The following is a 23,106-nucleotide window of genomic DNA, read 5'->3' on the forward strand; positions in this document are numbered from 1 at the left end:
GCCTGGCTGGTCGCCCGCGTGCCCGCCAAGGACGGCGCGCGCGACTGGTTCGCGGGCCTCGCCCCCGGGCACTGGATGGCCTGGACCTTTCCGACCGCGCTTTTCTACACGATCATCGCCGGGCTGCTGATCCTGGTCCTGTGGCTGGCCCTGCGCCGCCCGGAAACACCGCGCATCGGCATCCTGCGGATCGAGACGACGCGCGGCGACCGGCTGTTCATCTCGCTTCTTGGCTCGGCCTTCATCTGCCTGGCCTGGCTTGCCATCATCGGCGCACCGCTGTGGGGCGCGCTGGTTGCCTGCCTTGTCTATGCCGCGGCGGTGTTCCGCTGGGTCTGACAGGAAAATGACGAACGCAACTCAGGGGAGGAAATCATGAGACTGCGTATGACCACGGCCATGGCGCTTGCGCTGATGGTGGCCGGCCCGGCCTTCGCCGGGATCGAGGAGGCCAAGGCCTTTCTGGACAGCGAAATCGGCGACCTGTCGTCGCTGGATCGCGCCGGGCAAGAAGCCGAAATGCAATGGTTCATCGACGCCGCCGCGCCGATGAAGGGCATGGAAATCAAGGTGGTGTCGGAAACGATCACCACCCATGAATATGAATCCAAGGTGCTGGCCGATGCCTTCACCAAGATCACCGGCATCAAGGTGACCCATGACCTGATCGGTGAGGGCGATGTCGTCGAAAAGCTGCAAACCCAGATGCAGTCGGGCGAGAACATCTATGACGCCTATATCAACGACAGCGATCTGATCGGCACCCACTGGCGCTATCAGCAGGCGCGCAACCTGACCGAGTGGATGGCGGGCGCGGGCAAGGATGTGACCAACCCGAACCTGGACATCGACGATTTCATCGGCAAGTCCTTCACCACGGCGCCGGACGGCAACCTGTATCAGCTGCCCGATCAGCAATTCGCGAACCTTTACTGGTTCCGCTATGACTGGTTCAACGACGAAAAGAACAAGGCCGATTTCAAGGCGAAATATGGCTATGATCTGGGCGTGCCAGTGAACTGGTCCGCCTATGAGGACATCGCCGAGTTCTTCACCGGCCGCGAGATCGACGGCAAGAAGGTCTATGGCCATATGGATTATGGCAAGAAAGACCCCTCGCTTGGTTGGCGCTTCACCGATGCCTGGCTGTCGATGGCCGGGAACGGCGACAAGGGCATTCCGAACGGCAAGCCGGTCGATGAATGGGGCATCCGGGTGAATGAGAACTCGCAGCCCACGGGTTCCTGCGTGGCGCGCGGCGGCGATACCAACGGCCCGGCGGCGGTCTATGCGATCCAGAAATATCTGGACTGGCTGAAGGCCTATGCCCCGCCCGCAGCGCAAGGCATGACCTTTGGCGAATCCGGCCCGGTGCCCGCCCAAGGCGAGGTCGCCCAGCAGATCTTCTGGTATACCGCCTTCACCGCCGACATGGTGAAAGAGGGCCTGCCGGTGATGAACGACGATGGCACGCCGAAATGGCGCATGGCCCCTTCGCCCCATGGCGTCTATTGGAAGGACGGCATGAAGCTGGGCTATCAGGATGCAGGGGCGTGGACGCTGCTGAAATCGACGCCCGATGATCGCGCCAAGGCCGCCTGGCTTTATGCGCAGTTCGTGACCTCAAAGACGGTCGATGTGAAGAAATCGCATGTCGGCCTGACCTTCATCCGGGAATCGAGCCTGCAACACCAGTCCTTCACCGACCGCGCGCCCAAGCTGGGCGGCCTGATCGAGTTCTACCGCAGCCCCGCCCGCGTGCAGTGGACGCCGACCGGCACCAATGTGCCGGACTATCCGAAGCTGGCGCAACTGTGGTGGCAGGCGGTCGGTGATGCCGCGTCGGGCGCGAAAACTGCGCAAGAGGCGATGGACAGCCTTTGCGCCGAGCAGGAAAAGGTGCTGGAACGTCTGGAACGCGCCGGGATCATGGGCGACATCGGCCCCAAGCTGAACGAGGAGCATGACCTCGCCTATTGGAACGCCGAGGCGGTCAAGGCCGGCAATCTGGCCCCGCAACTGCCGGTCGAGAACGAAAAGGAACAGCCCCAGACCGTCAGCTATGACGAGCTGGTGAAAAGCTGGCAGTAAACCACAGTCGGGGGCGGGCGCGCGCCTGCCCCCTTCCCCTTAGTCCAAATACTCATCCGCAGTCGCCATCTTGCCCCGTCGCGTGAGTATTTTTGCAAAGAGGAAATCAGCAAGGCGGCGTGACATGACCCATATTCTTGCCATCGACCAGGGCACCACCTCCTCGCGGGCCATCGTGTTCGGGCCGGACATGGCCCCTGTCGCCACGGCGCAATCCGAGTTCACCCAGCACTATCCGCAGCCGGGTTGGGTGGAACATGACGCCGATGACATCTGGACCACGGTAGCGGGCAGCGCGCGGGCGGCGATCGAGAAGGCGGGCAATCCGGCGATCACCGCCATCGGCATCACCAATCAGCGCGAAACCACGCTGATCTGGGACCGCGAGACCGGCCAGCCGATCCACCGCGCGATTGTCTGGCAGGACCGCCGCACCGCCGACATCTGCGCGGCGCTGCGCGATCAGGGGCTTGAGCCGATGGTAACGGCCAAGACCGGGCTGCTGCTGGACCCGTATTTCTCCGGCACCAAGATCAAATGGCTGCTGGATCATGTGCCGGGCGCGCGCGACCGTGCCAAGGCGGGCAAGCTGGCCTTCGGCACGGTCGACAGTTTCCTGATCTGGCGGCTGACCGGCGGGCGGTCGCATGTGACCGATGCCACCAATGCGGCGCGCACGATGCTGTATGACATCGGGCGCGGCTGTTGGGATGCCGACCTGTGCTCGGCGCTGGATGTGCCGATGACGATCCTGCCCGAGGTGCGCGATTGCGCCGCTGACTTTGGCATGACGCGGGCCGATCTGTTCGGGCGCGAGGTGCCGATCCTGGGCGTGGCGGGCGATCAGCAGGCCGCGACCATCGGTCAGGCCTGTTTCGCGCCCGGCATGATGAAGGCGACCTACGGGACCGGCTGTTTCGCGCTGCTGAACACCGGCGATCAGCGTGTGGCCAGCCGCAATCGGCTGCTGACGACCATCGCCTATCAGCTGGATGGCAAGCCGACCTATGCGCTTGAGGGCTCGATCTTCATTGCCGGGGCGGTGGTGCAATGGCTGCGCGACGGCCTGAAGATCATTCGTTCCGCGCCCGAGACGGCGGCCATGGCCGATGCCGCCGATGCTGCGCAGGAACTGATCCTGGTGCCGGCTTTCACCGGGCTTGGTGCGCCCTATTGGCGGCCCGATTGCAGGGGCGCGGTGTTCGGGCTGACGCGGAACTCTGGCCCTGACGAACTGGCGCGGGCGGCGTTGGAAAGCGTGGGTTTCCAGACCCATGATCTGTGGGCAGCGATGCGCGATGACTGGGCGGGCGGGCGCGATACCGTGCTGCGCGTCGATGGTGGGATGAGCGCGTCGGACTGGGCCATGCAGTTCCTGTCCGACATTCTGGGTGCGCCGGTTGACCGCCCCGTGGGGGTCGAGACGACGGCCCTGGGCGCGGCCTGGCTGGCCGGGATGCGCGCCGGGATCTACCCCGATGCGGCGGGCTTTGCCGAGGGCTGGCGTCTGGACCGGCGCTTTGAACCGGCCCTGGATGCCCCCACCCGCGAGCGCCGACTGGCCGCCTGGCACCGCGCGGTGCGGGCGGTGATGGCTGCCGCATGACGCCGTTTTCGCTGGCCCTGCCTACCCGCATCCTGTTTGGCCGCGGTCAGGCGGCGCAGGCCGCCGATCTGATCCGCGCCTTTGGTCCACGCGGCATCATCGTGCATGGCGCCAGCCCTTCGCGCGCCAATGCCCTGATCGCTGCACTGGGCCAGCCGCTGACCATTGCCTGCCCGCGCGAACCCGACCTGCCGATGCTTGAGGCCGCTTTGGCCACGGCCCGCGCCGCCCGCCCGGATTGGGTCGCGGCCATCGGCGGTGGGGCGGCGCTGGATCTGGGCAAGGCCCTGGCCGGGCTGATCCCGCAGCCGGGCGTGCCGATGGACCACCTTGAGGTGGTCGGGCGCGGCCTGCCGCTGACCGCCGCGCCGCTGCCGTTCATCGCGCTGCCGACGACCGCCGGAACGGGTGCCGAGGCGACGAAGAACGCGGTGATCGGCGTGCCGGACCATGGCCGCAAGGTCAGCCTGCGCGATGACCGGATGTTGGCGCGGCTGGCGATTGTCGATTCGGCGCTGACCGATGGTTGCCCCTGGCCGGTGACTCTGACCTCGGGGCTGGATGCGGTCACGCAGGTGATCGAGCCGTTCATCAGCGCCCGCGCCAATCCGGTGACGGATGCCTTGTGCCGCCCGGCCATCGCGCGCGGGCTGGCGGCGCTGACCGGGCTGCGGGCGATCGAACATCCCGGCCTGCGCGACGATCTGGCGCTGACCAGCCTGACCGGCGGCATCGCTTTGGCCAATGCGGGCCTGGGCGCCGTGCATGGGCTGGCGGGGGTGATTGGCGGGCTGACGGGTGCGGCGCATGGCGCGATCTGCGGCGCGCTGCTGGCACCGGTGTTGCAGGTGAATGCCTCGGCGCTGCCCGATGATCCGCGCATCGTCGACTTGCGCGGCCTGATCGCCCCGGTCTTTGACGCCCACCCTGATCAGGCCTTCGAGGCCTTGGCGGATTGGGTGCGCGGCGCAGGTCTGCCGGGCCTGCGCGCGCAGGGGCTGGACCCCGCCGATCATGCGGCGGTGGCGGAGACCGCGCTTGCCTCATCATCCATGAAAGGAAACCCGGCCCCCTTGGGGACCGGGCCATTGATCGCGGCGATGGTCGCGGCGGGTTAGCCTTGCGAGACCATGCCTTCGGTCGTGGCAAAGAACATCGCCTGGCTGACGGCCGAGCGGACCTGTTCCTCGCCATAGGGTTTCGAGATCAGGAAAGCGGGTTCCTGCCCCTCGCCGGTCAGCAGCCGTTCGGGGAAGGCGGTGATGAAGATCACCGGGATGTCGCCCATGCTGGCGGTGACCTCGGCCACGGCCTCGATCCCCGAGCTGCCATCGGCCAGCTGGATGTCGGCCAAGATCAGGTCGGGGCGCTCTTTATCGGCCAGCGTGATCGCGGCACCATGGGTGCGCGCGACGCCGGTGACGTGATGGCCCATCGACTGCACGATGCCTTTCAGGTCCATGGCGATGATGGTTTCGTCCTCGATGATCATCACCTTGCCGCTGATGCTGCGCGACATTTCGTCAACCGCGATCTTCAGCAGGCTGTCGACCTCGGACACCGGCACGTCCATGATCGTGGCGATCTGGTCGGGGCGGAAGCCCTCGACCGTTTTCAGCAGCAGCGCCTCGCGGGTGTTGGCGGTGAGGCTACGCAGATGGGCTTGGGCGCGGGCAGCGCGACTGTCGGATTCGCCTTCGGCCACCGGCATTCCCGAGCTTTGCCAGATCGCGTGAAAGGTGCGGAACAGGCCGGTGCGGACCTCGGCCTCGCTGGTAAAGCCGCTGCGGTCGGTCAGGATCGCCTCAAGCGTGGCGGCGGCATAGTTATCGCCTGCGCCCTGGCTGCCGGTCAGTGCCCGCGCATAACGGCGCAGGAACGGCAGTTCGCGCCCGATGGCAGCGGCAAGGTCGGCAGGATTGAGGTTTGACATGGCGTCCCCGGAAAATTATCGCGTTGATTGCGGAACCGAACGCGGCTGGTGTCAGTTGGTTCCCGAGGCGACAGACCAATCGGGCCGTATAGACATGAACAACAAGCGTGAGGAACGCAAGCGGGCCGCCGTGACCCGCCAGATCGACGAGAACCTGCGCCGCGTCTATGAACAGGACGTGGAACAGGCCGTGCCGGACAAGTTCCTGGCGCTTTTGCAACAGCTGCGCGAACAGCCCTCTGGCCAGGAGTAAGGCGATGCCCCGCCAAACCGACCCCCGCGACGAGCTGGTCGACCATCTTGGCGCGTTGCGGGCGTTTGCCTTGTCGCTGACGCGCGAGGGCAGTTCTGCCGACGACCTGGTGCAGGATACGATCGTCAAGGCATGGTCCAATATCGACAAGTTCGAGGCCGGCACCAATCTGCGGGCCTGGCTGTTCACCATTCTGCGCAACACCTTTTATTCGGGCCGCCGCAAGGCCCGGCGTGAGGTGTCCGACAGCGACGGCATCCATGCCGCCAAGCTGGCCACCCGCCCCGATCACGACGGGCGTCTGGCGCTGCGCGATTTCCGTGCTGCGTTCGAGCAACTGGCCGATGAACAGCGCGAGGCGCTGATCCTGGTCGGGGCCTCGGGCTTCTCCTATGAGGAAGCCGCCGAGATGACCGGCGTTGCTATCGGCACGGTGAAAAGCCGCGCCAATCGCGGGCGGCGCCGTCTGGCAGAGCTGCTGCATCTGGCCGAGGGCGAAGATTTCGACATGACAGATCAGGCGACGTTGGCGGCCATGACCCAGGCCGCCGCAGGCTAGGGGGGCGGCGATGGGTGCCGCCCTGCGCAGACGATTGGCCTTTCTGGATGGCCTTGCCTTTCGGCTGGTGGCGCTGCTGTCGGTGGCGCTATTGCCGCTTGGGCTGATCTCGATCGTCCAGACGCTGAACCTGACGCGACAGGCCGCCGTCGGGATGGAACAATCCCTGTTGGGTCGCACCGAAACCGTCGCCGCCGCCGAACGGTCGATCATGCAGGGCAGCATCGGCACGGCGGCCGCCATCGGCGCCATCGTGCTGCAAAACCGCAATGACATGGCTGAGTGTTCCAGCACGCTGGCCAGCTTGATCGAGGCGAACGCGTTGTTCACCTTTGCCGGTTTCGTGCAGTTGGATGGCAGCGTTCCCTGCGCCTCGATCCCTGTCCCGGATTACCGGATGCTGGGCAGCGACGCCTATCAGAGCTTTATCGAAAGCCCCCGGATGCGCTTTGTCGCGCTGGAACGCGGCACGGTCACCGGCCGCAAGGTGGTGGCGCTGACCTGGCCGTTGCGCGATGGCGATACCCTGTTGGGCTATGTCGCGCTGTCGGTGGCGCGCGACAGTTTCCGCCCTGAAACCCACTGGCCTGAAATGGTCGGGGCGCAGGCGATCACCGTCAACGGGGCCGGGCAGATCCTGGCTGCCGATCTGCCGGGTGACGAGGCCGCGCAACTGTTGCCGCGCGATCTGTCGCAATGGTCGCTGTCGGGCCAGGAACGCCAGGTCATCCGCGCCACCGCCCGCAACGGCGAGACGCGGATATTCACCATCGTGCCCAGTATTCCCAATCTGGCCTATACGATCGGCACCTGGGCGCCCTCGGCGGCGGCGACGGGCGGCTGGCTGACAGCCGCAAGCGCCATTCTGTTCCCGCTGGTGATGTGGATCGTATCGCTGACAGTGGCCTATTTCGCGGTGTTCCGGCTGGTCGTGCGCCACATCCGCACCCTGCGCGGCCAGATGCGCCGCTTTGCCCTGGGCAACCGTGAGGCCCCGCCCGAGGTGCTGACCGCCGCCCCGGCCGAGATCCAGGACGTCAGCCAGACCTTTCACAACCTCGCCCGCATCCTGATCCGCGACGAGGAGGCACTGGAACGCAGTCTGGGCGAAAAGACCGTGCTGCTGAAAGAGGTCCACCACCGGGTCAAGAACAACCTGCAACTGATCGCCTCGATCATCTCGATGCAGGGGCGCTTGCTGGACGATCCGGGCGCCAAGCAGGTGCTGCGGTCGATCCAGGATCGTGTGGCAAGCCTGGCCGCGATCTATCGCAACCTGTATCAGGCCGAACATCTGGTGGCCGTGCAGGCCGATCAGTTGATGGCCGACATCCTGAACGGCATGGCCAATGCCACCGTCGCGCCGGGGTCGAAGCTGCATATCAGCACCGACCTGGTGCCGATGCCGCTGATCCCCGATCAGGCGGTGCCGCTGTCGCTGCTGGCGACCGAGGCCCTTACCAATGCCGTGAAATACGCCGCCCCGCCGGGCATCGGCCTGGCGCCCTTTGTGCGGGTGCGGCTGTCGCAACCCGAACCGGGGCAGGGTGAGCTGGTGGTGGAAAACTCGATCGGCGTGGAGGGGGTGCATGACCCCGACAGCACCGGCTTGGGCAGCCAGTTGATCGAGGCTTTCGCCATGCAACTGGATAGCGAGGCCGTGACCGGCCCCAGCGAGGACGGCAGCATCTGGCGGCTGGTGCTGCGCTTTGACATCGACAGCCGGGTTGAACTGCGCCCCGAGGATGACCGCGCGGCGGTGCTGACCTCGGCCCATCGCGGGCGGCGCTAGGGTCAGGGCGGCCCCAACCGCGGCGCGGCGGCGGCTGTCATCGCCGGTGCCATCGGGGCGGAGGGCTTGCAGCCCGCGACCTTGCGCGGTCTACCCCCCGCCTTAGTAATCGCGTTCGTAGAACAGCCCCAGCGACGATCCGCCATCGCTGGCCACCGACCCGCGCGCCTTCAGGCCGGGGCGGATGTCCAGGTTCAGGTTCAGCTTGGTGTCACCGGCGCTGTCGACCTCGACATCGGTATAGACGTTCTCGGTCAGATAGCGCCCGGCGCGCACTGTCACCTCGCCGCTGTCGCTGGTGGACACGTCCAGGTCATCAAGGCCGAAGCTGTTGCGCAGATTGCCCACGATCCCCTCGCCGCCGCGACCGGCCAGGGTGGCGATGGCGGATGCCAGTTGCGCCGCCTGAAAAGCCGAGATGTTGGACAGGTTGCGGCTGAACAGCAGTTGGGCGATCACCTCCTCCTCGGCCATTTCGGGGTCCGAGGTGAAGCTGATCTGCGGCTGATCTGCGGGGCCATCAATGATGACGTTGCTGGTGACGGAATCGTTCTGGGTCGTGGCGACAAAGCGGATGGTCGGGATCATCCCGCCCTCAAGGTTGATGCGGCCCTCGGACAGCACAAAGCGTTTGCCCAGAATGTCCAGCCGCCCCCGGATCAGGTTCATCTCGCCCATCGGCTGAATGCGGTCGGTGGTGCCGGCGATGCGGATCTGCCCGCCCAGTTCCGCATCAAGCCCCCGGCCGCGCACGAACACCTGGTTCGGTGCTTCGATCAGCACATCCAGCGTGATCGGCCGTGCGGGCGGCGCGCCGTCGCGGCCTGCCGCGCCGGTTGTGGTGCCGCCATCGGTCAGCGCACGCTGACGGGTGATGCGCACCGGCGGGCGGTCGCCGACATGGCGCACGCCCTCCAGCAGTTCCGAACTGCCAAGGCCGGTCGAGGGGATGCGGATCTCGGTATCGGTCAGCCCGACGGTGCCGCGCAGCGCCGCGCCCCCTGCCAGCGGCCCGGTCAGCCGCAACTGGCCATTGGCGGTGGTCTGATACAGGTTCGGGTCGCGCAGCACGACGCCGTTCAGCGCGATGGTCAGATCGGCGGCCTGATCGCCGGTCAGATTGACCGGACCGGCAACGACGATCTGGCCGCCCGCGCCGACATCGGCGCTGCCCGCGACCATCACCCGACCGCCGCCCAGATCGGCCGTCACCGACACCCTGGGCAGCGAGATGCCAAGCCGCGGGTCGGCCACCCGCAGCGCATCGGCGCGCACCTGTCCCGACAGGCTTTCCAGCGCGGGCCGCCCGTTCAGACGCAGGTCAAAGGCCACCGGCCCCTCGATCGCGCGGCCCTGCATCATGCTGGAAATCAGCGCGGCATTGGTGCTGCCGTTGATCCGCAGATCGGCGGTCGAGGCATCGGCGGCGACGGGGCCGGTGATCGTGGCGCTGGTATTGCCCGGCGCGGTGGCGCGCAGGTTCAGGTCATAGCCGCGTCCGCTTTCCGCGATGGTCCCGGCCACGGTGGCGGGGCCGGGGAAATCGGCGGCGACAAGGCCCAGATCGGCCAGCCGCGCATCCAGATTGAAGCGGCGCGCGCCGCCGTCGACAATGCCGTCGCCGGTGACCGTCAGTTGCGGGTTCTGCACCCGCAGCCGGTCCAGACGCAGCAACCCGTCGTCGCGCCGCCCGGCCAGATCAAAGCTGGTGGCCCCGGCCAGCACCGCGTCGGCCTGCGGTTGCCCGATGGCCAGATTGCGCGCCTGACCCTGCGCGGCAAAGCGCAGCGCATTGGTGCTGCCCTGCACCGTGCCGTTGGCCTGCACGCCGCCGCGCACACCAAGCCCAAGCGCCGACAGATCGGCAACATTGGCGGTGACGGCCAGATCGTTCTGTCCTGCGCCGACCGTGCCGGTGGCACTGGCCTGAAGGTTGCGGTTGTCGATCCGCGCCTGATCGATGGTGAACGTCCCGTCGCGTTCCACCGCCTGCACGGTGAAATCGGTGCGACCCGTCAGCGCGCCATCGACATTCGCCTGACCCAGCGACAGATCCTGGCCCGTGCCGGTCAGCGACAGCCGCCGCGCGCCGTCGCCGGCATCGGCAAAGCTGGCATCGGCCTGCACCGCGCCGCGCCAGCCGCGCCCGAAGGCCGCCAGATTGGCGATGTTCAGCCGCGCCGTCGCATCGGTGCGCCCGTCGCCGATGGTGCCCTGCGCGGTGGCCTGCATCTGGTCGTTGGTCAGATCGAAGCGCTCGATGGCATAGGCGTCGCCCTGCCGCGTGGCGGCCAGATCAAGGCGCGTCAGCCCGGTCAGCGCGCCGTCCACATCCTGCTGGCCCAGCCGGATATCCTGGCCGCTGCCGGTCGCCGTCAACCGCTGCACGCCATCCTTTTCCACCAGGGCCGCATCGGCATTCAGTGACCCGCCCCAGCCCCGGCCAAGCGCCGCCAGATCGGGGATCGCCACGCTGGCGGTGGCATCCGAGGCCCCGCCGCCGACCGTGCCCTTGGCCTCGGCGGTCAGTTGCGGGTTGGCGGCGCGGAAGGTGTCGATGGTGAACACGCCGCCGGATTCCTGACCCAGCAGCACCAGATTGGTGGTCCCGCGCAGGGCGCTGTCGATCTCGGCAATGCCGATGCGCAGATTGTCGCTGACCCCGTTCAGCGACAGCCGCCGGACGTTATGCCCCGAGGTGACCGTTTCGGTCAGGCTGGCCTCGGCGGTCAGGGCGCCGCCCCAGTCGGGGTCAAGCTGCACCAGATCTTTCAGCGCCAGATTGGCGGTCAGATCGGTGGTGCCGCTGCCGATCTTGCCCTTGGCATCAGCGACCAGTTGGTCGGCGTCGATGGTCAGCCCGCGCAAAAGGATGCCATCCGCATCGCGCCGCGCATCGACCGAGATCGAGGAGTCCCCGGTCAGCAGCTTGTCCAGCTGCTCGTGATCGACCGTGACATCGGTGCCGGTCACCGTGGCGCGGCCGTCAAAGGCGCCGGTCAGCACGGTATAGGCGCCGTTCACGCTGACCGCCGCCTGCCCGCCAAGGCTGCGCCCGGCAAGGCCAGACAGCCGCCCGAAATCGTCATAGCGGGCATTCAGCGCGGTGCGGGCGATCACCCCCTCGCCGGGGCTGTCCAGGTCGATCGTGCCCTCGGCGGCATAGCCATCGCCGGTCACGCTGATGTCGGACAGGCTAAGCGCGCCGCCTTCGGTCCAGGTCAGGCCGGTGCGACCGGCCAGAAAGCCGCCGACCGCCTGCGCCAGGGCCTCGTTGGTCGAGGCGATGCCGGCGGCGGCAAAGTCGATCACGCCGTCCAGCGCCGTCATGTCGCCATCCGCGCCCGCCCGCAGCACGCCGTCGCCCGCCAGACGCAGGCTGCGCATCGACACATCGCCGCTGCGCAGATCGGCCAGCCGCCCGTCCAGCACCCAGCCCTCGCCCTCGGCGCGGTCATAGCTGAACTGCAATTGTCCCGACCGCAGTTCGATGTCGCCAAAGGGCAGGCGGGTGCGATCCTCGGGGCGGGCGCCGGGGGCGACATTCAGCATCAGCGCGATGGTTTGCGGCATCCCGTTGGCGGGGATGTTCAGCGCGCCGGACAGGTTCGCCTGACCGGTGCGGATCATCAGCACCGGCACGTCGATGGCCCCGTCATCGCCCAGCCAGCCATTCGCCATCAGTTGCGATTGCTGGCCGAAAAAGGCGCGGCTGTCATCCGACACAAGGGGCGAGATGTCGCCATCCAGACGCGCGGTAAAGCGGCGGCCCGGGCTGGTGTCGGTCGGCGCGGGGCCGGTGGCGCGGGCGGTGGTGACAGTGCCGGTCATCCGGTCCTGACCATCGGTGGCCAGTTGGATCTGGGCGTTGAAATCGTCGATCGGGCCGGTGCCGTTCACCGCCAGCACCAGCTCGGGTCGGCCAGGCAGATCCAGCAGACCGGCGGCGATGCCATCGGCGGCCTCGTCCAGCAACATGCTGATGTTCAGGTTGCGCGTGGCATTGGCATAGCTGCCCACCAGCGACAGGGTGCCGCGCGCCGCGTCCAGACGGTTGGCGGAAATGTCCACCGTCCCCTCGCCGCCTTCCAGCGACATGGTGCCCTTCAGCGCGACGGCCGCCGCCGCGCCGAACACCGCCTCGCCGATCTCGACCCGTTCGGCGGCGATCTGGTCGATCTGCACGGCGACCGGCAGTTCGGGCAGGCGGAACTCACCCACCTCAAGCGTGGGGCCGTCGGTGTCTTCGGTCACAGGGCGGCGCGGGATCAGGATGGTGCCGGCGGTCATTTCGCCGATCTCGATCCGGCGGCGCAGCAGCGCCGAGCGGTTCCACTGGATCGCGCCGTCGCGGATGGTCAGCCAGACGCCCTGATCATCGGCGACGGTCAGTTCGTCGAATGTGGCGCGCGATGACAGCGCGCCCTGAAACCCGGTAATGCGCACCGCGCGACCGGCCGATGACAGGTTGTTTTCAAGAAAGCGGGTGATGAAGCCGCGGTCGTCATCGACCTGTTGCGACAGTTCGGCGGCGTCCGTGGCGTCTTGCGCCAGGGCGGGGCGGGCGGGGATCAGGCTGGCGACGGCCAGCATCGCGATCAGGGACAGGCGCGCGATCATCATCAGAAGGCCTGCCCGATACCGATATAGGCCTGAACGCCCTTGCCCGAGTCATAGCCCCCGACCGGCGCCGCGACATCCAGCCGGATCGGCCCGATCGGCGTGCGATAGCGCACCCCCAGGCCCGCACCGGCGTGCCAGGCATTGTCGCCCTGCCACAGGTTGTCCGCCGTCACCATGCCGGCATCGACAAAGGCCACCGCGCCGATCTTTTCGGTCACATCCACCCGCACTTCGGCCGACAGCGCCGCCAGGCTAAGCGTGCCGTCGTTATAGCTGCTGCCGGTCAGTGCGGTATTGCCCAGCGATTTGTATTCCTGACCGCGCACCAGACCGCCACCGCCCGACCAGAACAGATATTCATAGGGCGTATCGGCGGCATCCGCGCCGATGATCGTGCCCAGTTGCACCCGCCCGGCAAGGGTCACGTGGTCATCGCTGCCAAAGCTGCGATAGGCGCGGCCATCCATGCGCAGCCGCGCGCCCGAACCGGTGTCCTTCAGCCCATACCAGGGGGTCAGCTCGCCACCCAGATAAAAGCCCTTCTTGGCATTGGTCTTGTCGTCGCGGCGATCCCAGGTCAGCGTGATCGGCGCCGCCAGAAGGGTATAGCTGAAGCTGCCCACCGGGTCGGTGCCGCGCCAGTGCCGCAGGCTGAAGCCCGCGGTGCCGGTCAGCGTGTCGCTGAAGATATGGCTGAAACCCAGCCCGATCTGGGCGCTGTCGGTCGTGATATCGGGGTCGGTCAGCCGCGCCACCCCGGCCTCAAGATAGGCGGTGGTGTCGGCGGTCAGCGTGGCAGGGCGGTCGATGCGCAGGTCCAGCTTGTAATCCGCCCCCGAGGGCGTGCCGAGGCCGCTGACCTTGGCGTCGATGCGGAACCGTTCGGCCCCACCCAGCAGGTTGCGATGCAGCCAATAGGCCGACAGCATCCCGCCCTCATCCGTGCTGATTTCGGCGCCAAAGCCCAGGCGGCGGGGCTTGTGTTCGATCACCGTCAGCGCGACATCCATGGTGTTGCCGGGGCCAAGGCGTTCGGCCTCGTCCAGGGTGAAGCCGCTGAACACGCCGGTGCGGGTCAGGCGCTTGCGCACGGTTTCCAGCGCCTCGGGGGTGAAAACCTCACCTTCGGGAAGGCCCGCGATCTTGGCCAGGCGGCGCGGGTTCATGCGGTCATAGCCGCGAAGGATCAGCTTGCCGAAGCGCACCACCGGGCCGGGCGCGACGTCCAGCACCGCCGACAGGGTGGCGGTGGGGTGCTGGGCGGTGATGTCCTGGCGGGTGACATCGGCCTTGGCGTGGCCGGCCTTGCGCCAGCCCTGCACGCCGGCGCGCGCGGCCTCGCCCACCAGCCCCGACAGGGCGGGTTCGCCCCTGGCAAAGCCGTCCGGCAATTCGGTGCCCGGCGCCACCGGTGCGACCTGCGCGCGCGAGAAATGAAACAGCGGGCCGGGATCGACGCGCACCTGCACCTGGCGCAGGCTGCGGGGCGCATCCAGCGGCGGGATCGTCGCCGCTTCGCGCCCGTCGACCAGGATGTTGATGACCGGACCGTAGTGACCGGCCTCATACAGCACAGCCAGCAGGCGGGCGTAATCGGCTTGGGCGGCGGCCAGCAGATCCTGGGCGGTGGTCCGATCCTCGCGCACCGCGCCGATCAGGAGGGATGCATTGGCCATCCGTTCATCCAGATCGGCATTGCCGGTCGGCAGGATCTGCACGTCCTGCGCCAGTGCCATCGGACCGGCGATGCCGGCTGCGGTCAGCGCCGTTCCCAGGGCAAGCGCGCGCCACAGAGCCGTGCCATTCATGCGAAAACCCCGCCCGACCTGTTGCATGGTCGCCCCTTTGTTCCGTCGCCTGATCCGATGCCCCGTTTGTTGCAGCATTGGGCCGGGAAGAAAAGCAAAAGCCGCGCCCGACGGGGCGCGGCTGGTGGGATTTTCCTGTCGGATGGCCGGTTTATGCCGACCGCCCGCAGGTCAGGACAGCGGCTGGCCTTCAGGCTTGGCGGCGGCCGCCAGTTCGGCATTGCGCGCCAGTTGCTGACGATACAGCTGCACGAAGTCCACCGGCTCCATGTTGAAGGGCGGAAAGCCGCCATCGGCGGTCACATCGGCCACGATGCGGCGTACATAGGGGAACATCATGCGCGGGCATTCGATCAGCAGGAACGGGTGCATCTGGTCCTCGGGGATGCCCTCGATGTGGAAGATGCCGCCGTAATCCAGTTCGACCAGGAACATCGGCTGCTGGGTGGCGGTGTTGGTGCCGCTGACCCGGTATTTGCTGACGATCTCATACTGGTTGTCGGTGCCGCGCTTGCGGGCGTCCAGGCTGATCTGAACCTGGAACTCGGGCGTCACTTCGCCGCCTTGCAGGCCCTTTTGCGCCACGATGTTTTCAAACGACAGATCGCGGATGAACTGCGCCAGGATCTGAAAGCGGACCTGGGGCGCGGCGGCTGCGGCGCCATCCTGATCGGCGGCGGTGGTTTCGTCGGACATGGTAAAGACCCTTTGGGTTGCGGCTTTGGGCTGGTGTAGCACCGCGCAGGGCGGGCCTCAACCGCGGTGCGGGCGGTCGTCGTCGGGATCGGTCCAGCCGGAACGCGGGCGGGGGCCACCGACCTGACCCGAGGGCGGGGTCACGGTGTGATAATCGGCGTCGATGATGTCATCGGCGGCGCTGCGGCCATGGCGATAGCGCGGGTCATCGGCCTGCCAGGCGTCCTGAAACGGGTCGCGCCCCATATCCGGGCGCGGGCCGCCTGCCGTTCCCCTGCTGCCAAATCCGGGGCCAAAGCCGCCCATCATCGTCACCCGCCGCGCCATCCGCGACAGCACCCAGGACCGCACCGGAGGGATCAGCAGCGCCAGGCCGATGGCATCGGTAAAGAACCCCGGCAGCATCAGCAGCACCCCGGCCATCATGATCAGCGCGCCATGCGCCATCGGAGCCGTGGGATCGCCGCTGGTGCGCAGCGCGGCATTCATGTCGGCCCAGGCGCGCAGCCCCTGGCTTTGCATCAGCCAGGCGCCCGCCACCGCCGACAGCACCACCAACCCGATGGTCGGCCACAGCCCGATGGCCCCGCCGACCTGGATGAACAGGCCGATTTCGATCAGCGGCAGGAACAGGAACAACATCAACAGCCACATGGGCGACCTCTTGCGCGGCAGGCGCGATTGCGTGCGGGCAAGCCGGGGTCTTGCCGCGATCCGGGCCTGCAAGTTCCGGTGCCAAACTGGACTTGCCCCCACCCGTCACCTACATAGGATCAGACCAGCCGCAGCGAAAGCCCGTGGCGCCACCTTTGCCGTCAGGATGCCGATGTCGAACCCGTTGATCCAGATCCTCGTTCTTGCCGCGATCGCGGTGTTTCTGATCCTCAAGCTGCGCAACATCCTGGGCACGCGCGAAGGGTTCGAGCGCCCGGCCGAGCCGCCCGAGACCGTGACCGCTCTGCCGACCCGCGACCCGCGCCCCGAGGATCACGATGACGGGATCGACCACGACATCGCCGACCATGTCGAACCCGACAGCCCCATCGGCCAGGCCATCGCCGCGATGAAACAGGCCGAGCCGGGCTTTTCGCTGTCCGACTTTCTGCAAGGCGCGCGCGGCGCCTATGAGATGATCCTGACCAGCTTCGACAAGGGCCAGATCGAGGAAATCCGCCCCTTCCTGGCCGCCCCCGTGGCCGAAGCCTTCGATCAGGTGATCGCCCAGCGGGCCGAACGCGGGCTGGTCGTCAGCACCGACTTCCTTGGCCTGCGCGAGATGACGCTGGCGGGCGCCAGCTTCGATCCCTCGACCCGCGAGGCCGAGATCACCGTGCGCTTTACCGCCGAGATGGTCACCGCCACGCGCAATGCTCAGGGCGAGGTCGTCGATGGTGACCCCAAGGCGGCGCGCAAGCAGCGTGACAACTGGACCTTTGCCCGCACCATGACGGCGGCCGATCCGAACTGGGAACTGGTCGCCACCGGCGGCTAAGGGGATGCTGTGCCGTGGCAGAACTGACCGATCTGCCCGGCTGGGCCGATGATGATGCCGGGGCGGCGCTGGCTGCCTATCGGCTGACGGCCGACCTGACCGACCTGCCCCAGCCCCCTGCCGATGCGGGGGGCGATTGGTTTGCCCACGCCTTTGTCGCAGGCCCGGCGCAACCCGCGTTCTTCACCGGCTATTACGAACCCGAACTGCCCGGATCAGACCGGTGCAGCACCGATTTCCCCGTGCCCTTGCTGGCGCTGCCGCCGGGGCTGATGCCCGGACCGCAAGCCCCCGACCGCGCCGCCATCCTGACCGGAATCTTCGATCACCATGCCCTGTGCTGGCTGGCCGACCCGCTGGAGGCGTTTCTGGCGCAGGTGCAAGGCTCGGTCCGGGTTCGGTTGCCGGATGGGCGGCTGCTTCGGCTGTGCTATGCGGGCCGGAACGGCCATCCCTATCGCTCTATCGGCAAGGAACTGGTGGCGCGCGGTGCGGTGGCGGCCGATGCGATCGACGTGCAGGCGATCCGCGATTGGTGCGCCGCCCATCCGCAAGGGGTCGAGGCGTTGCTGGGCGTGAACCCATCCTATGTGTTTTTCCGCCCGCTGGACCTTCCGGCCGATGCAGGCCCCCTGGGCGCGATGGGGCGCAGCGTGACGCCGTGGCGCAGCATTGCCGTCGATCCGGCGCATGTGCCACTGGGCAGCCCGGTCTGGGTGCAGGCCCCCGGCTTTGCCCCGCGTCTGGTGATCGCGCAGGACATCGGCGGGGCGATCAAGGGGGCCGGGCGGGGCGATCTGTATATCGGCAGCGGCGATGAGGCGGGGCGCGTCGCCGGTGGCATCCGCACCCCCGGCCAGATGGTCGTGCTGAGCCCCAGGGGTAGCAGGCCATGAGCCGCCGCAAACTGACCGAGGGTGAACGCGACCTGTGGGCGCGGGTCGCCGCCACCGCGACGCCCTTTCATCCCGCGCGCGCGTCCTTGCCCGATCCCGCCGCGCACCCCTTGCCGAAAAAGCCGGCCCCCAAGTCCGGCCATACCGCGCCACATCCCGCCCCGCATCCCGGCCCGCTTGATTTCCGCGTCGGCTCACAAGCGCCGGGCTTTGCCTTTCGCCACGACCTTGCGCCATCATTGGCGGAACGTCTGGCGCATCAGCCGATCAGGATGGATCACAAGACCCATCGCCAGATGACGCGCGGCAAGATCGACCCCGAGGCGCGGATCGACCTGCATGGCATGACCCTTGCGCAGGCGCATGGTGCGCTGAACAGCTTTGTGATGACCAGCCACGCGCGCGGGCGCAGGCTGGTTCTGGTCATCACCGGCAAGGGCAAGCCGGGGCCGGACGACGGCCCGATCCCGCAGCGTCAGGGCGTGCTGCGCCATCAGGTGCCGGTCTGGCTGGGCCAGCCGCCACTGGGCGCGATGGTGTTGCAGATCACCCCCGCACATCTGCGCCATGGCGGATCGGGGGCCTATTACGTCTATCTGCGCCGCCACGGCTAATCGCGGAGCAAAGATTTCGATTCATTGATGGAGCTGGCGGAAATCTTTACGCTCTGTCAAGGAACGGCCCTTATACCCGGCGGTCAGAAAGGCAGTCAGCATGAGTCGCGCATCCCCCGACATCCAGCGAGGACAGGCAGAAACCCGCAAGGCTCGGCGGGCGCTGCGTGGCGCGCTGATCGCGGCGGCGGTGTTTTCGGTTTTCGTCAACCTGCTGATGCTGACCGGGCCGCTGTTCATGTTGCAGGTCTATGACCGGGTGCTGCCCTCATCGTCCGAGGCGACGCTGCTGGCGCTGTTCGGGCTGATCGTCTTCCTGTTCCTGATGATGGCGGTGCTGGATCTGGCGCGAACGCGGGTGATGTCGCGGGTCGCGGCACGGCTGCAAGCCAGCCTTCAGGCGCGGGTATTCGACGCGGGCCTGCGGCGTGCTGCGCTGATCCCCGGCGATGCCGCCGCGAACCAGTCGCTGCGCGATCTGGACGCGGTGCAGCGCGCCATCGGATCGGGCACGGTCATGGCGGTGTTCGATCTGCCCTGGGTGCCGATCTTCATGGCGGCGGTGTTCGTGTTCCACCCTTGGCTGGGGGTGCTGGCGCTTGCGGGCGGGGCGCTGCTGATCGGCTTCACGGTGCTGAACCAGATCACCACCCGCCACCCGGTCAGCGCCGCCACCGCCGCGCAGGTGCAGGCGGAACGCATGTCCGACAACCTCCGCAATGAGGCCGAGATGATCCAGGCCCTTGGGATGCGCCGCGCCAGCTTCGCGCGCTGGCAGACCGCACGGGATGAGGCAACCTCGCAGGCGGTGGCGGCTGCGGATGCCAACGGGATGTTCAGCATCGCCACCAAGACATTCCGGCTGTTTCTGCAATCGGCGATGCTGGCGCTTGGCGCCTGGCTCGTGCTGCGGGGCGAGCTGACGGCGGGCGCGATGGTGGCCTCGTCGATCCTGATGGGCCGGGCGCTGTCGCCGGTCGAGCAACTGGTTGGCGGCTGGTCCGTGATCCAGCGCGCGCAAGAGGGGTGGCACCGCACCATCCTGCTGCTGGGATCGGTCCCCCAACAGCTCGAACGCACGCCGCTGCCGCGCCCCCAGGCCCGGCTGGAGGCGACGGGGCTTGCGGTGGTGCCGCCCGGCCAGAACGCGGCCTCGCTGCGCGGGGTGTCGTTCAAGCTGGCACCTGGGCAGGCGATGGGGGTGATCGGCCCCTCGGGCGCGGGCAAGACCACGCTGGCGCGGGCGATCACCGGGCTGTGGCGTCCGGCGCAAGGCGCGATCCGGCTGGATGGTGCGACGCTGGATCAATACGACCCCGATGTGTTGGGGCGCCTGATCGGCTTTCTGCCGCAGCGGGTGACGCTGTTCGACGGCACCATTGCCGAAAACATCGCCCGGATGGACCTGCAACCCGATGCTGCCAAAGTGGTCGAGGCCGCGCGCCAGGCCGCCGCGCATCAGCTGATCCTGGATTTGCCGCTGGGCTACGACACGCCCGTCAGCCAGGCGGGTGGACGCCTGTCCGGCGGCCAGATCCAGCGTATCGGCCTGGCCCGCGCGCTTTATGGTGACCCGGTGATCCTGGTGCTGGATGAACCGAACGCGAACCTCGACAATGACGGTTCGGTCGCGCTGAACACCGCGATCCGCAACATGAAGGCGGCGGGGCGGTCGGTGCTGATCATGGCCCACCGTCCGGCGGCGATCCAGGAATGCGAATTGCTGATGGTGCTGGAAAACGGCCAGCCCCGCGCCTATGGCCCGCGCGATGACGTGCTGCGGTCGATGGTGCGCAATGCGGGCGACATCGTGCGCTCGATGGGTCCGACGGGCCAGGGTGGGGGGCTGACATGACCGCTTCGCAGAAACCCCCAGCCGACAGCGGCTTTGGAATGCGCGGCACGATCGTGACGGGCGCCGTGGCCGTTCTGCTCTTGCTGGTCGGCTTTGGCGGTTGGGCCGCGTTCAGCCAGATTGCCGGGGCCGTCGTCGCCCAGGGCCAGCTTGAGGTCGAGGATCAGCGCCAGATCGTGCAGCATCCCGATGGTGGCGTCGTCGCGGCTATCAAGGTGCGCGAGGGCGACCGGGTGCAGGCGGGTGATGTGCTGATCGTGCTGGACGGCAGCACCGTGCAATCCGAATTGACCATCGTCGAAGGCCAATTGTTCGAGATCCTGGCCCGCCGCGGTCGGCTTGAGGCCGAGCGCGACCAACGCCCCGAGATCACCTTCACGCCCGATCTGATCGCGCGCGCCGAAACCGACCCCGCCGTGGCCGATCTGATGCAGGGTCAGGCAACGTTGTTTGTCGCGCGCCGCGAAACCCTCTCGCGCGAGGATGAGCAACTGGCCCGCCGCGCCGAACAGGCCGCCAGCCAGATCACCGGGATCACCGCCCAGATCGAGGCCAGCCGCGAACAGGCGCGGCTGATCAACGAAGAACTGACCGACATGCAGACGCTGCGCGACAAGGGCCTTGCCCAGGAAGGGCGCGTCCTGTCCTTGCAACGCGAGGCCGCGCGCCTTGCTGGCAGTGTTGGCGAACTCATCGCCGCGCGCGCCGAAACCGAGGGTCGCATCACCGAGATCAGCATCGAACGTGACAAGCTGGTCACCAAACGCCGCGAGGAGGCCGAGACCGAGCTGCGCGACCTGGGCTATCGCGCGCTGGAGCTTGCCGAACGCCGCCGCGCGCTGACCGAACAGGTCGCCCGGCTGGAGATCCGCGCACCCACCTCGGGCATCGTGCTGTCGCTTCAGGTCTCAACCCCGCGCGCCGTGCTGCGTGCCGCCGAACCGGCGCTGTTCATCGTGCCGCAGGACCGACCGCTGGTGATCGCTGCGCAAGTATCGCCCCTGAACGTCGACGAGGTCAGCCCCGGCCAGCCGGTGCGCCTGCGTTTTCCCTCTTTGCCGTCGCGCACCACACCGGAATTGCAGGGTAGCGTCGCGAAAATCTCGGCGGATTCGCTGCAGGACGAACGCACGGGCCAGACCTATTACCGTGCCGAAATCACCCTGAACGAAGGCGAGGCGCAGAAGCTGGGCCAGCAGGCGCTGATCCCCGGCATGCCGGTGGAGGCCTACCTTCGCACCGGTGAGCGGTCGCCCATCGTGTATCTGCTCAAGCCCTTCCTGGACTACTTCAACCGCGCTTTTCGTGAAACGTGATCGAGCTGCCGGCCTGTGCCCGGACCTGAGGTGGTCGGCAGGCTGAACCGTGGGCTGAAGCCCGCTTGCCGCACCGGCCCCATCCACCAAATTATCATCCCGCTTGCCGAGCTGGGGCAGCGTGACCCAGCGGCTTGCGGAGGCCTTTTCGGCGCTGGCTGCGGGCGCGCGTTATCCCTTGCCCTCTCTACCCGTCCCCGGGCGCCGCGTTTCGCCAAATACATGTATGACACCCCCTCTCACAGGCTTCTTCCCTGGCTTGCGGCGGCAGGTCGGCGTTCTTGGGAAAGGCCGGGTAGTCAGACCTGTAGAGCCCCCGAAAAGCGGCCACCCGCGACTGCCTGACGCCCGACACATTCGGTTAACCCCCCGCATCCGCGAATCTGCGCTGCCGGTCAACGCCCGCTCATTGCCGCGCGGTCTGCCGCCTCTGGCGGAACGCTTCCGACCGCGCCATTCAGCACCGTTCGCCGCCATCCGCACCGCAGCGACCATCCCGCCGTCTGCGCCGCAGCAGACCAGCCCACAGACCGCGCCGCGACAGACCGCGCCGCCGCTTCTGAGCCGCCGTTACCCCTTCTTTCTTTCCCAAATACGCATGCGACAGCGCCACCAAGGGCAGGCGTTTCCCATGTCGTTGACACCGTTGATGCACGCTGCTGCGGAATCCGTCTGATAGCGGGGCAAACACTCATCCTTGCCGACCGTCCGGTCGAGGACGTGATGCGGAACGTCGACGCGCCGACCGACGTCGTTATGCCGACGCGGGGCGCGTCACTGCCTGCCACATACCGTCGTCTTGCGAGTGCCCTTGGAGCCAGGCGCAGGCAAGGGCAGCGTCTTTGCGCCCTACGAGTTTGTCAGCGACAGGTTTGATCGACTTGGCGTGGATCGACCCGCGTTACCGCCTGTAGCCTTTAGGCTGAGCACGGCAGGTCGGCATGGAGCTTCTCCGCGGCCTTTGGCGCCCATCAACCATGCTGGTCCCGCGCTACAGCGAGGCCGCCGCCCGCGCTGCCTGATCATAGGCGCCCGACAGCGCACGCATCAGCCGCGCCAGTTCGGACAGGTCGGCCGGCGAAAAGCCGATGTCGCGCGCATTGCTTAGCAGCAGCGCCTCGCGCACCTCGGCATAGCGGGTGCAGATCTGCGCACCCTCGGGCGTCGTCATCACGGTCTTTTCCTTGCCCCGTCGACCCGCTGTCACCAGCCCCTGCGCGGCCAGCTTTTTCAGGGCATAGCTGACCAGATGCGTGTCCTCGATATTCAGCAGCAGGCAAATCTGCGCCTGGGTCTTGGGCCGGTCGCGGTGCTGAACCAGATGCAGCACCTGCACCTCAAGCGGGGTCATGCCGGGCATCCCGGCGGCGGCGGCGCAATTGACCATCCAGCGGGTAAAGGCGTTCACGCACATCGTCTGGGCGAACTCGACCTCGGACAGGGCCGGCAGCGATGATTTCGCCAGATGCGCGGCCAGAACCACCGGGCCCACATTCGCGCGTTGCTGTTCGTCGGTCATGATGTTGCGCGTCCTTGCATTTCCGGTCCAGCCTTCTTGACTAATGATGATAT

At 67.4% G+C, this 23,106-nt stretch carries 18 protein-coding genes; 12 read left to right on the forward strand and 6 right to left on the reverse strand.

Features of this window, described 5'->3' with window-relative positions; translation table 11 throughout:
* The first annotated feature begins 75 nt into the window (after positions 1 to 75).
* The 4 genes from ACEYYA_RS05665 (at position 76) to ACEYYA_RS05680 (ending at position 4,815) form a co-directional block, all read left to right on the forward strand.
* Positions 76 to 339 carry a DUF2160 domain-containing protein gene (locus ACEYYA_RS05665; protein WP_374798636.1) on the forward strand — a complete coding sequence of 88 codons (264 nt, stop codon included), beginning with the start codon at positions 76 to 78 and terminating at the stop codon, positions 337 to 339.
* A 36-nt stretch (positions 340 to 375) separates the two neighbouring features.
* On the forward strand, positions 376 to 2,091 hold the full coding sequence (locus tag ACEYYA_RS05670; protein ID WP_374798483.1) for an ABC transporter substrate-binding protein: 1,716 nt from the start codon (positions 376 to 378) through the stop codon (positions 2,089 to 2,091).
* Positions 2,092 to 2,215: 124 nt separating this feature from the next.
* Positions 2,216 to 3,697, forward strand: a complete 1,482-nt coding sequence (gene glpK, locus ACEYYA_RS05675; RefSeq protein WP_374798485.1) for a glycerol kinase GlpK — start codon at positions 2,216 to 2,218, stop codon at positions 3,695 to 3,697.
* Complete coding sequence (locus ACEYYA_RS05680) at positions 3,694 to 4,815, forward strand: iron-containing alcohol dehydrogenase (protein ID WP_374798487.1); 1,122 nt, start codon at positions 3,694 to 3,696, stop codon at positions 4,813 to 4,815. The genes glpK and ACEYYA_RS05680 overlap by 4 nt, the downstream gene beginning before the upstream one ends.
* Here ACEYYA_RS05680 and ACEYYA_RS05685 read toward each other — a convergent pair.
* Positions 4,812 to 5,630: a response regulator gene (locus ACEYYA_RS05685; protein WP_374798489.1), complete on the reverse strand. Its 819-nt coding sequence runs from the start codon at positions 5,628 to 5,630 to the stop codon at positions 4,812 to 4,814. The genes ACEYYA_RS05680 and ACEYYA_RS05685 overlap by 4 nt on opposite strands.
* Between ACEYYA_RS05685 and ACEYYA_RS05690 the strand changes: the two genes are divergently transcribed.
* The 3 genes from ACEYYA_RS05690 to ACEYYA_RS05700 are packed head-to-tail and all read left to right on the forward strand — an operon-like array spanning position 5,629 to position 8,234.
* The gene (locus ACEYYA_RS05690) at positions 5,629 to 5,883 is read left to right on the forward strand and encodes a NepR family anti-sigma factor (protein ID WP_374798491.1); all 255 of its coding nucleotides are present in this window, start codon (positions 5,629 to 5,631) and stop codon (positions 5,881 to 5,883) included. The two genes, ACEYYA_RS05685 and ACEYYA_RS05690, sit on opposite strands and share 2 nt — an antisense overlap.
* A gap of 4 nt (positions 5,884 to 5,887) precedes the next feature.
* Positions 5,888 to 6,442: an RNA polymerase sigma factor gene (locus ACEYYA_RS05695; protein ID WP_374798493.1), complete on the forward strand. Its 555-nt coding sequence runs from the start codon at positions 5,888 to 5,890 to the stop codon at positions 6,440 to 6,442.
* Between the two features lie 10 nt (positions 6,443 to 6,452).
* On the forward strand, positions 6,453 to 8,234 hold the full coding sequence (locus tag ACEYYA_RS05700; RefSeq protein ID WP_374798495.1) for a sensor histidine kinase: 1,782 nt from the start codon (positions 6,453 to 6,455) through the stop codon (positions 8,232 to 8,234).
* A gap of 102 nt (positions 8,235 to 8,336) precedes the next feature.
* On the opposite strand, the gene ACEYYA_RS05705 is transcribed toward ACEYYA_RS05700, so the two are convergent.
* The 4 genes from ACEYYA_RS05705 to ACEYYA_RS05720 form a co-directional block, all read right to left on the reverse strand.
* On the reverse strand, positions 8,337 to 12,857 hold the full coding sequence (locus ACEYYA_RS05705) for a translocation/assembly module TamB domain-containing protein (protein WP_374798497.1): 4,521 nt from the start codon (positions 12,855 to 12,857) through the stop codon (positions 8,337 to 8,339).
* Positions 12,857 to 14,692, reverse strand: coding sequence for an autotransporter assembly complex protein TamA (locus ACEYYA_RS05710; protein WP_374798499.1), 1,836 nt, complete (start codon positions 14,690 to 14,692; stop codon positions 12,857 to 12,859). The genes ACEYYA_RS05705 and ACEYYA_RS05710 overlap by 1 nt, the downstream gene beginning before the upstream one ends.
* 144 nt (positions 14,693 to 14,836) lie before the next feature.
* On the reverse strand, positions 14,837 to 15,361 hold the full coding sequence (secB, locus tag ACEYYA_RS05715) for a protein-export chaperone SecB (RefSeq protein WP_374798501.1): 525 nt from the start codon (positions 15,359 to 15,361) through the stop codon (positions 14,837 to 14,839).
* A gap of 57 nt (positions 15,362 to 15,418) precedes the next feature.
* The gene (locus ACEYYA_RS05720) at positions 15,419 to 16,015 is read right to left on the reverse strand and encodes an FxsA family protein (RefSeq protein WP_374798503.1); all 597 of its coding nucleotides are present in this window, start codon (positions 16,013 to 16,015) and stop codon (positions 15,419 to 15,421) included.
* Between the two features lie 172 nt (positions 16,016 to 16,187).
* On the opposite strand from ACEYYA_RS05720, the gene ACEYYA_RS05725 reads away from it, so the two are divergent.
* The 5 genes from ACEYYA_RS05725 (at position 16,188) to ACEYYA_RS05745 (ending at position 21,534) form a co-directional block, all read left to right on the forward strand.
* Positions 16,188 to 16,853: a Tim44/TimA family putative adaptor protein gene (locus ACEYYA_RS05725; RefSeq protein ID WP_374798505.1), complete on the forward strand. Its 666-nt coding sequence runs from the start codon at positions 16,188 to 16,190 to the stop codon at positions 16,851 to 16,853.
* A 14-nt stretch (positions 16,854 to 16,867) separates the two neighbouring features.
* On the forward strand, positions 16,868 to 17,749 hold the full coding sequence (locus ACEYYA_RS05730) for an MltA domain-containing protein (protein WP_374798507.1): 882 nt from the start codon (positions 16,868 to 16,870) through the stop codon (positions 17,747 to 17,749).
* On the forward strand, positions 17,746 to 18,363 hold the full coding sequence (locus tag ACEYYA_RS05735) for a Smr/MutS family protein (protein WP_374798509.1): 618 nt from the start codon (positions 17,746 to 17,748) through the stop codon (positions 18,361 to 18,363). The genes ACEYYA_RS05730 and ACEYYA_RS05735 overlap by 4 nt, the downstream gene beginning before the upstream one ends.
* A gap of 100 nt (positions 18,364 to 18,463) precedes the next feature.
* Positions 18,464 to 20,218 carry a type I secretion system permease/ATPase gene (locus ACEYYA_RS05740; RefSeq protein WP_374798511.1) on the forward strand — a complete coding sequence of 585 codons (1,755 nt, stop codon included), beginning with the start codon at positions 18,464 to 18,466 and terminating at the stop codon, positions 20,216 to 20,218.
* Positions 20,215 to 21,534, forward strand: a complete 1,320-nt coding sequence (locus ACEYYA_RS05745) for an HlyD family type I secretion periplasmic adaptor subunit (protein ID WP_374798513.1) — start codon at positions 20,215 to 20,217, stop codon at positions 21,532 to 21,534. The genes ACEYYA_RS05740 and ACEYYA_RS05745 overlap by 4 nt, the downstream gene beginning before the upstream one ends.
* A 991-nt stretch (positions 21,535 to 22,525) precedes the next feature.
* Here ACEYYA_RS05745 and ACEYYA_RS05750 read toward each other — a convergent pair.
* Positions 22,526 to 23,053, reverse strand: coding sequence for a winged helix DNA-binding protein (locus ACEYYA_RS05750; RefSeq protein WP_374798515.1), 528 nt, complete (start codon positions 23,051 to 23,053; stop codon positions 22,526 to 22,528).
* Between the last annotated feature and the right edge of the window lie 53 nt (positions 23,054 to 23,106).

Source organism: Paracoccus zhouxuedongae (assembly GCF_041927815.1).
In the GTDB taxonomy this organism is placed as follows: domain Bacteria; phylum Pseudomonadota; class Alphaproteobacteria; order Rhodobacterales; family Rhodobacteraceae; genus Paracoccus.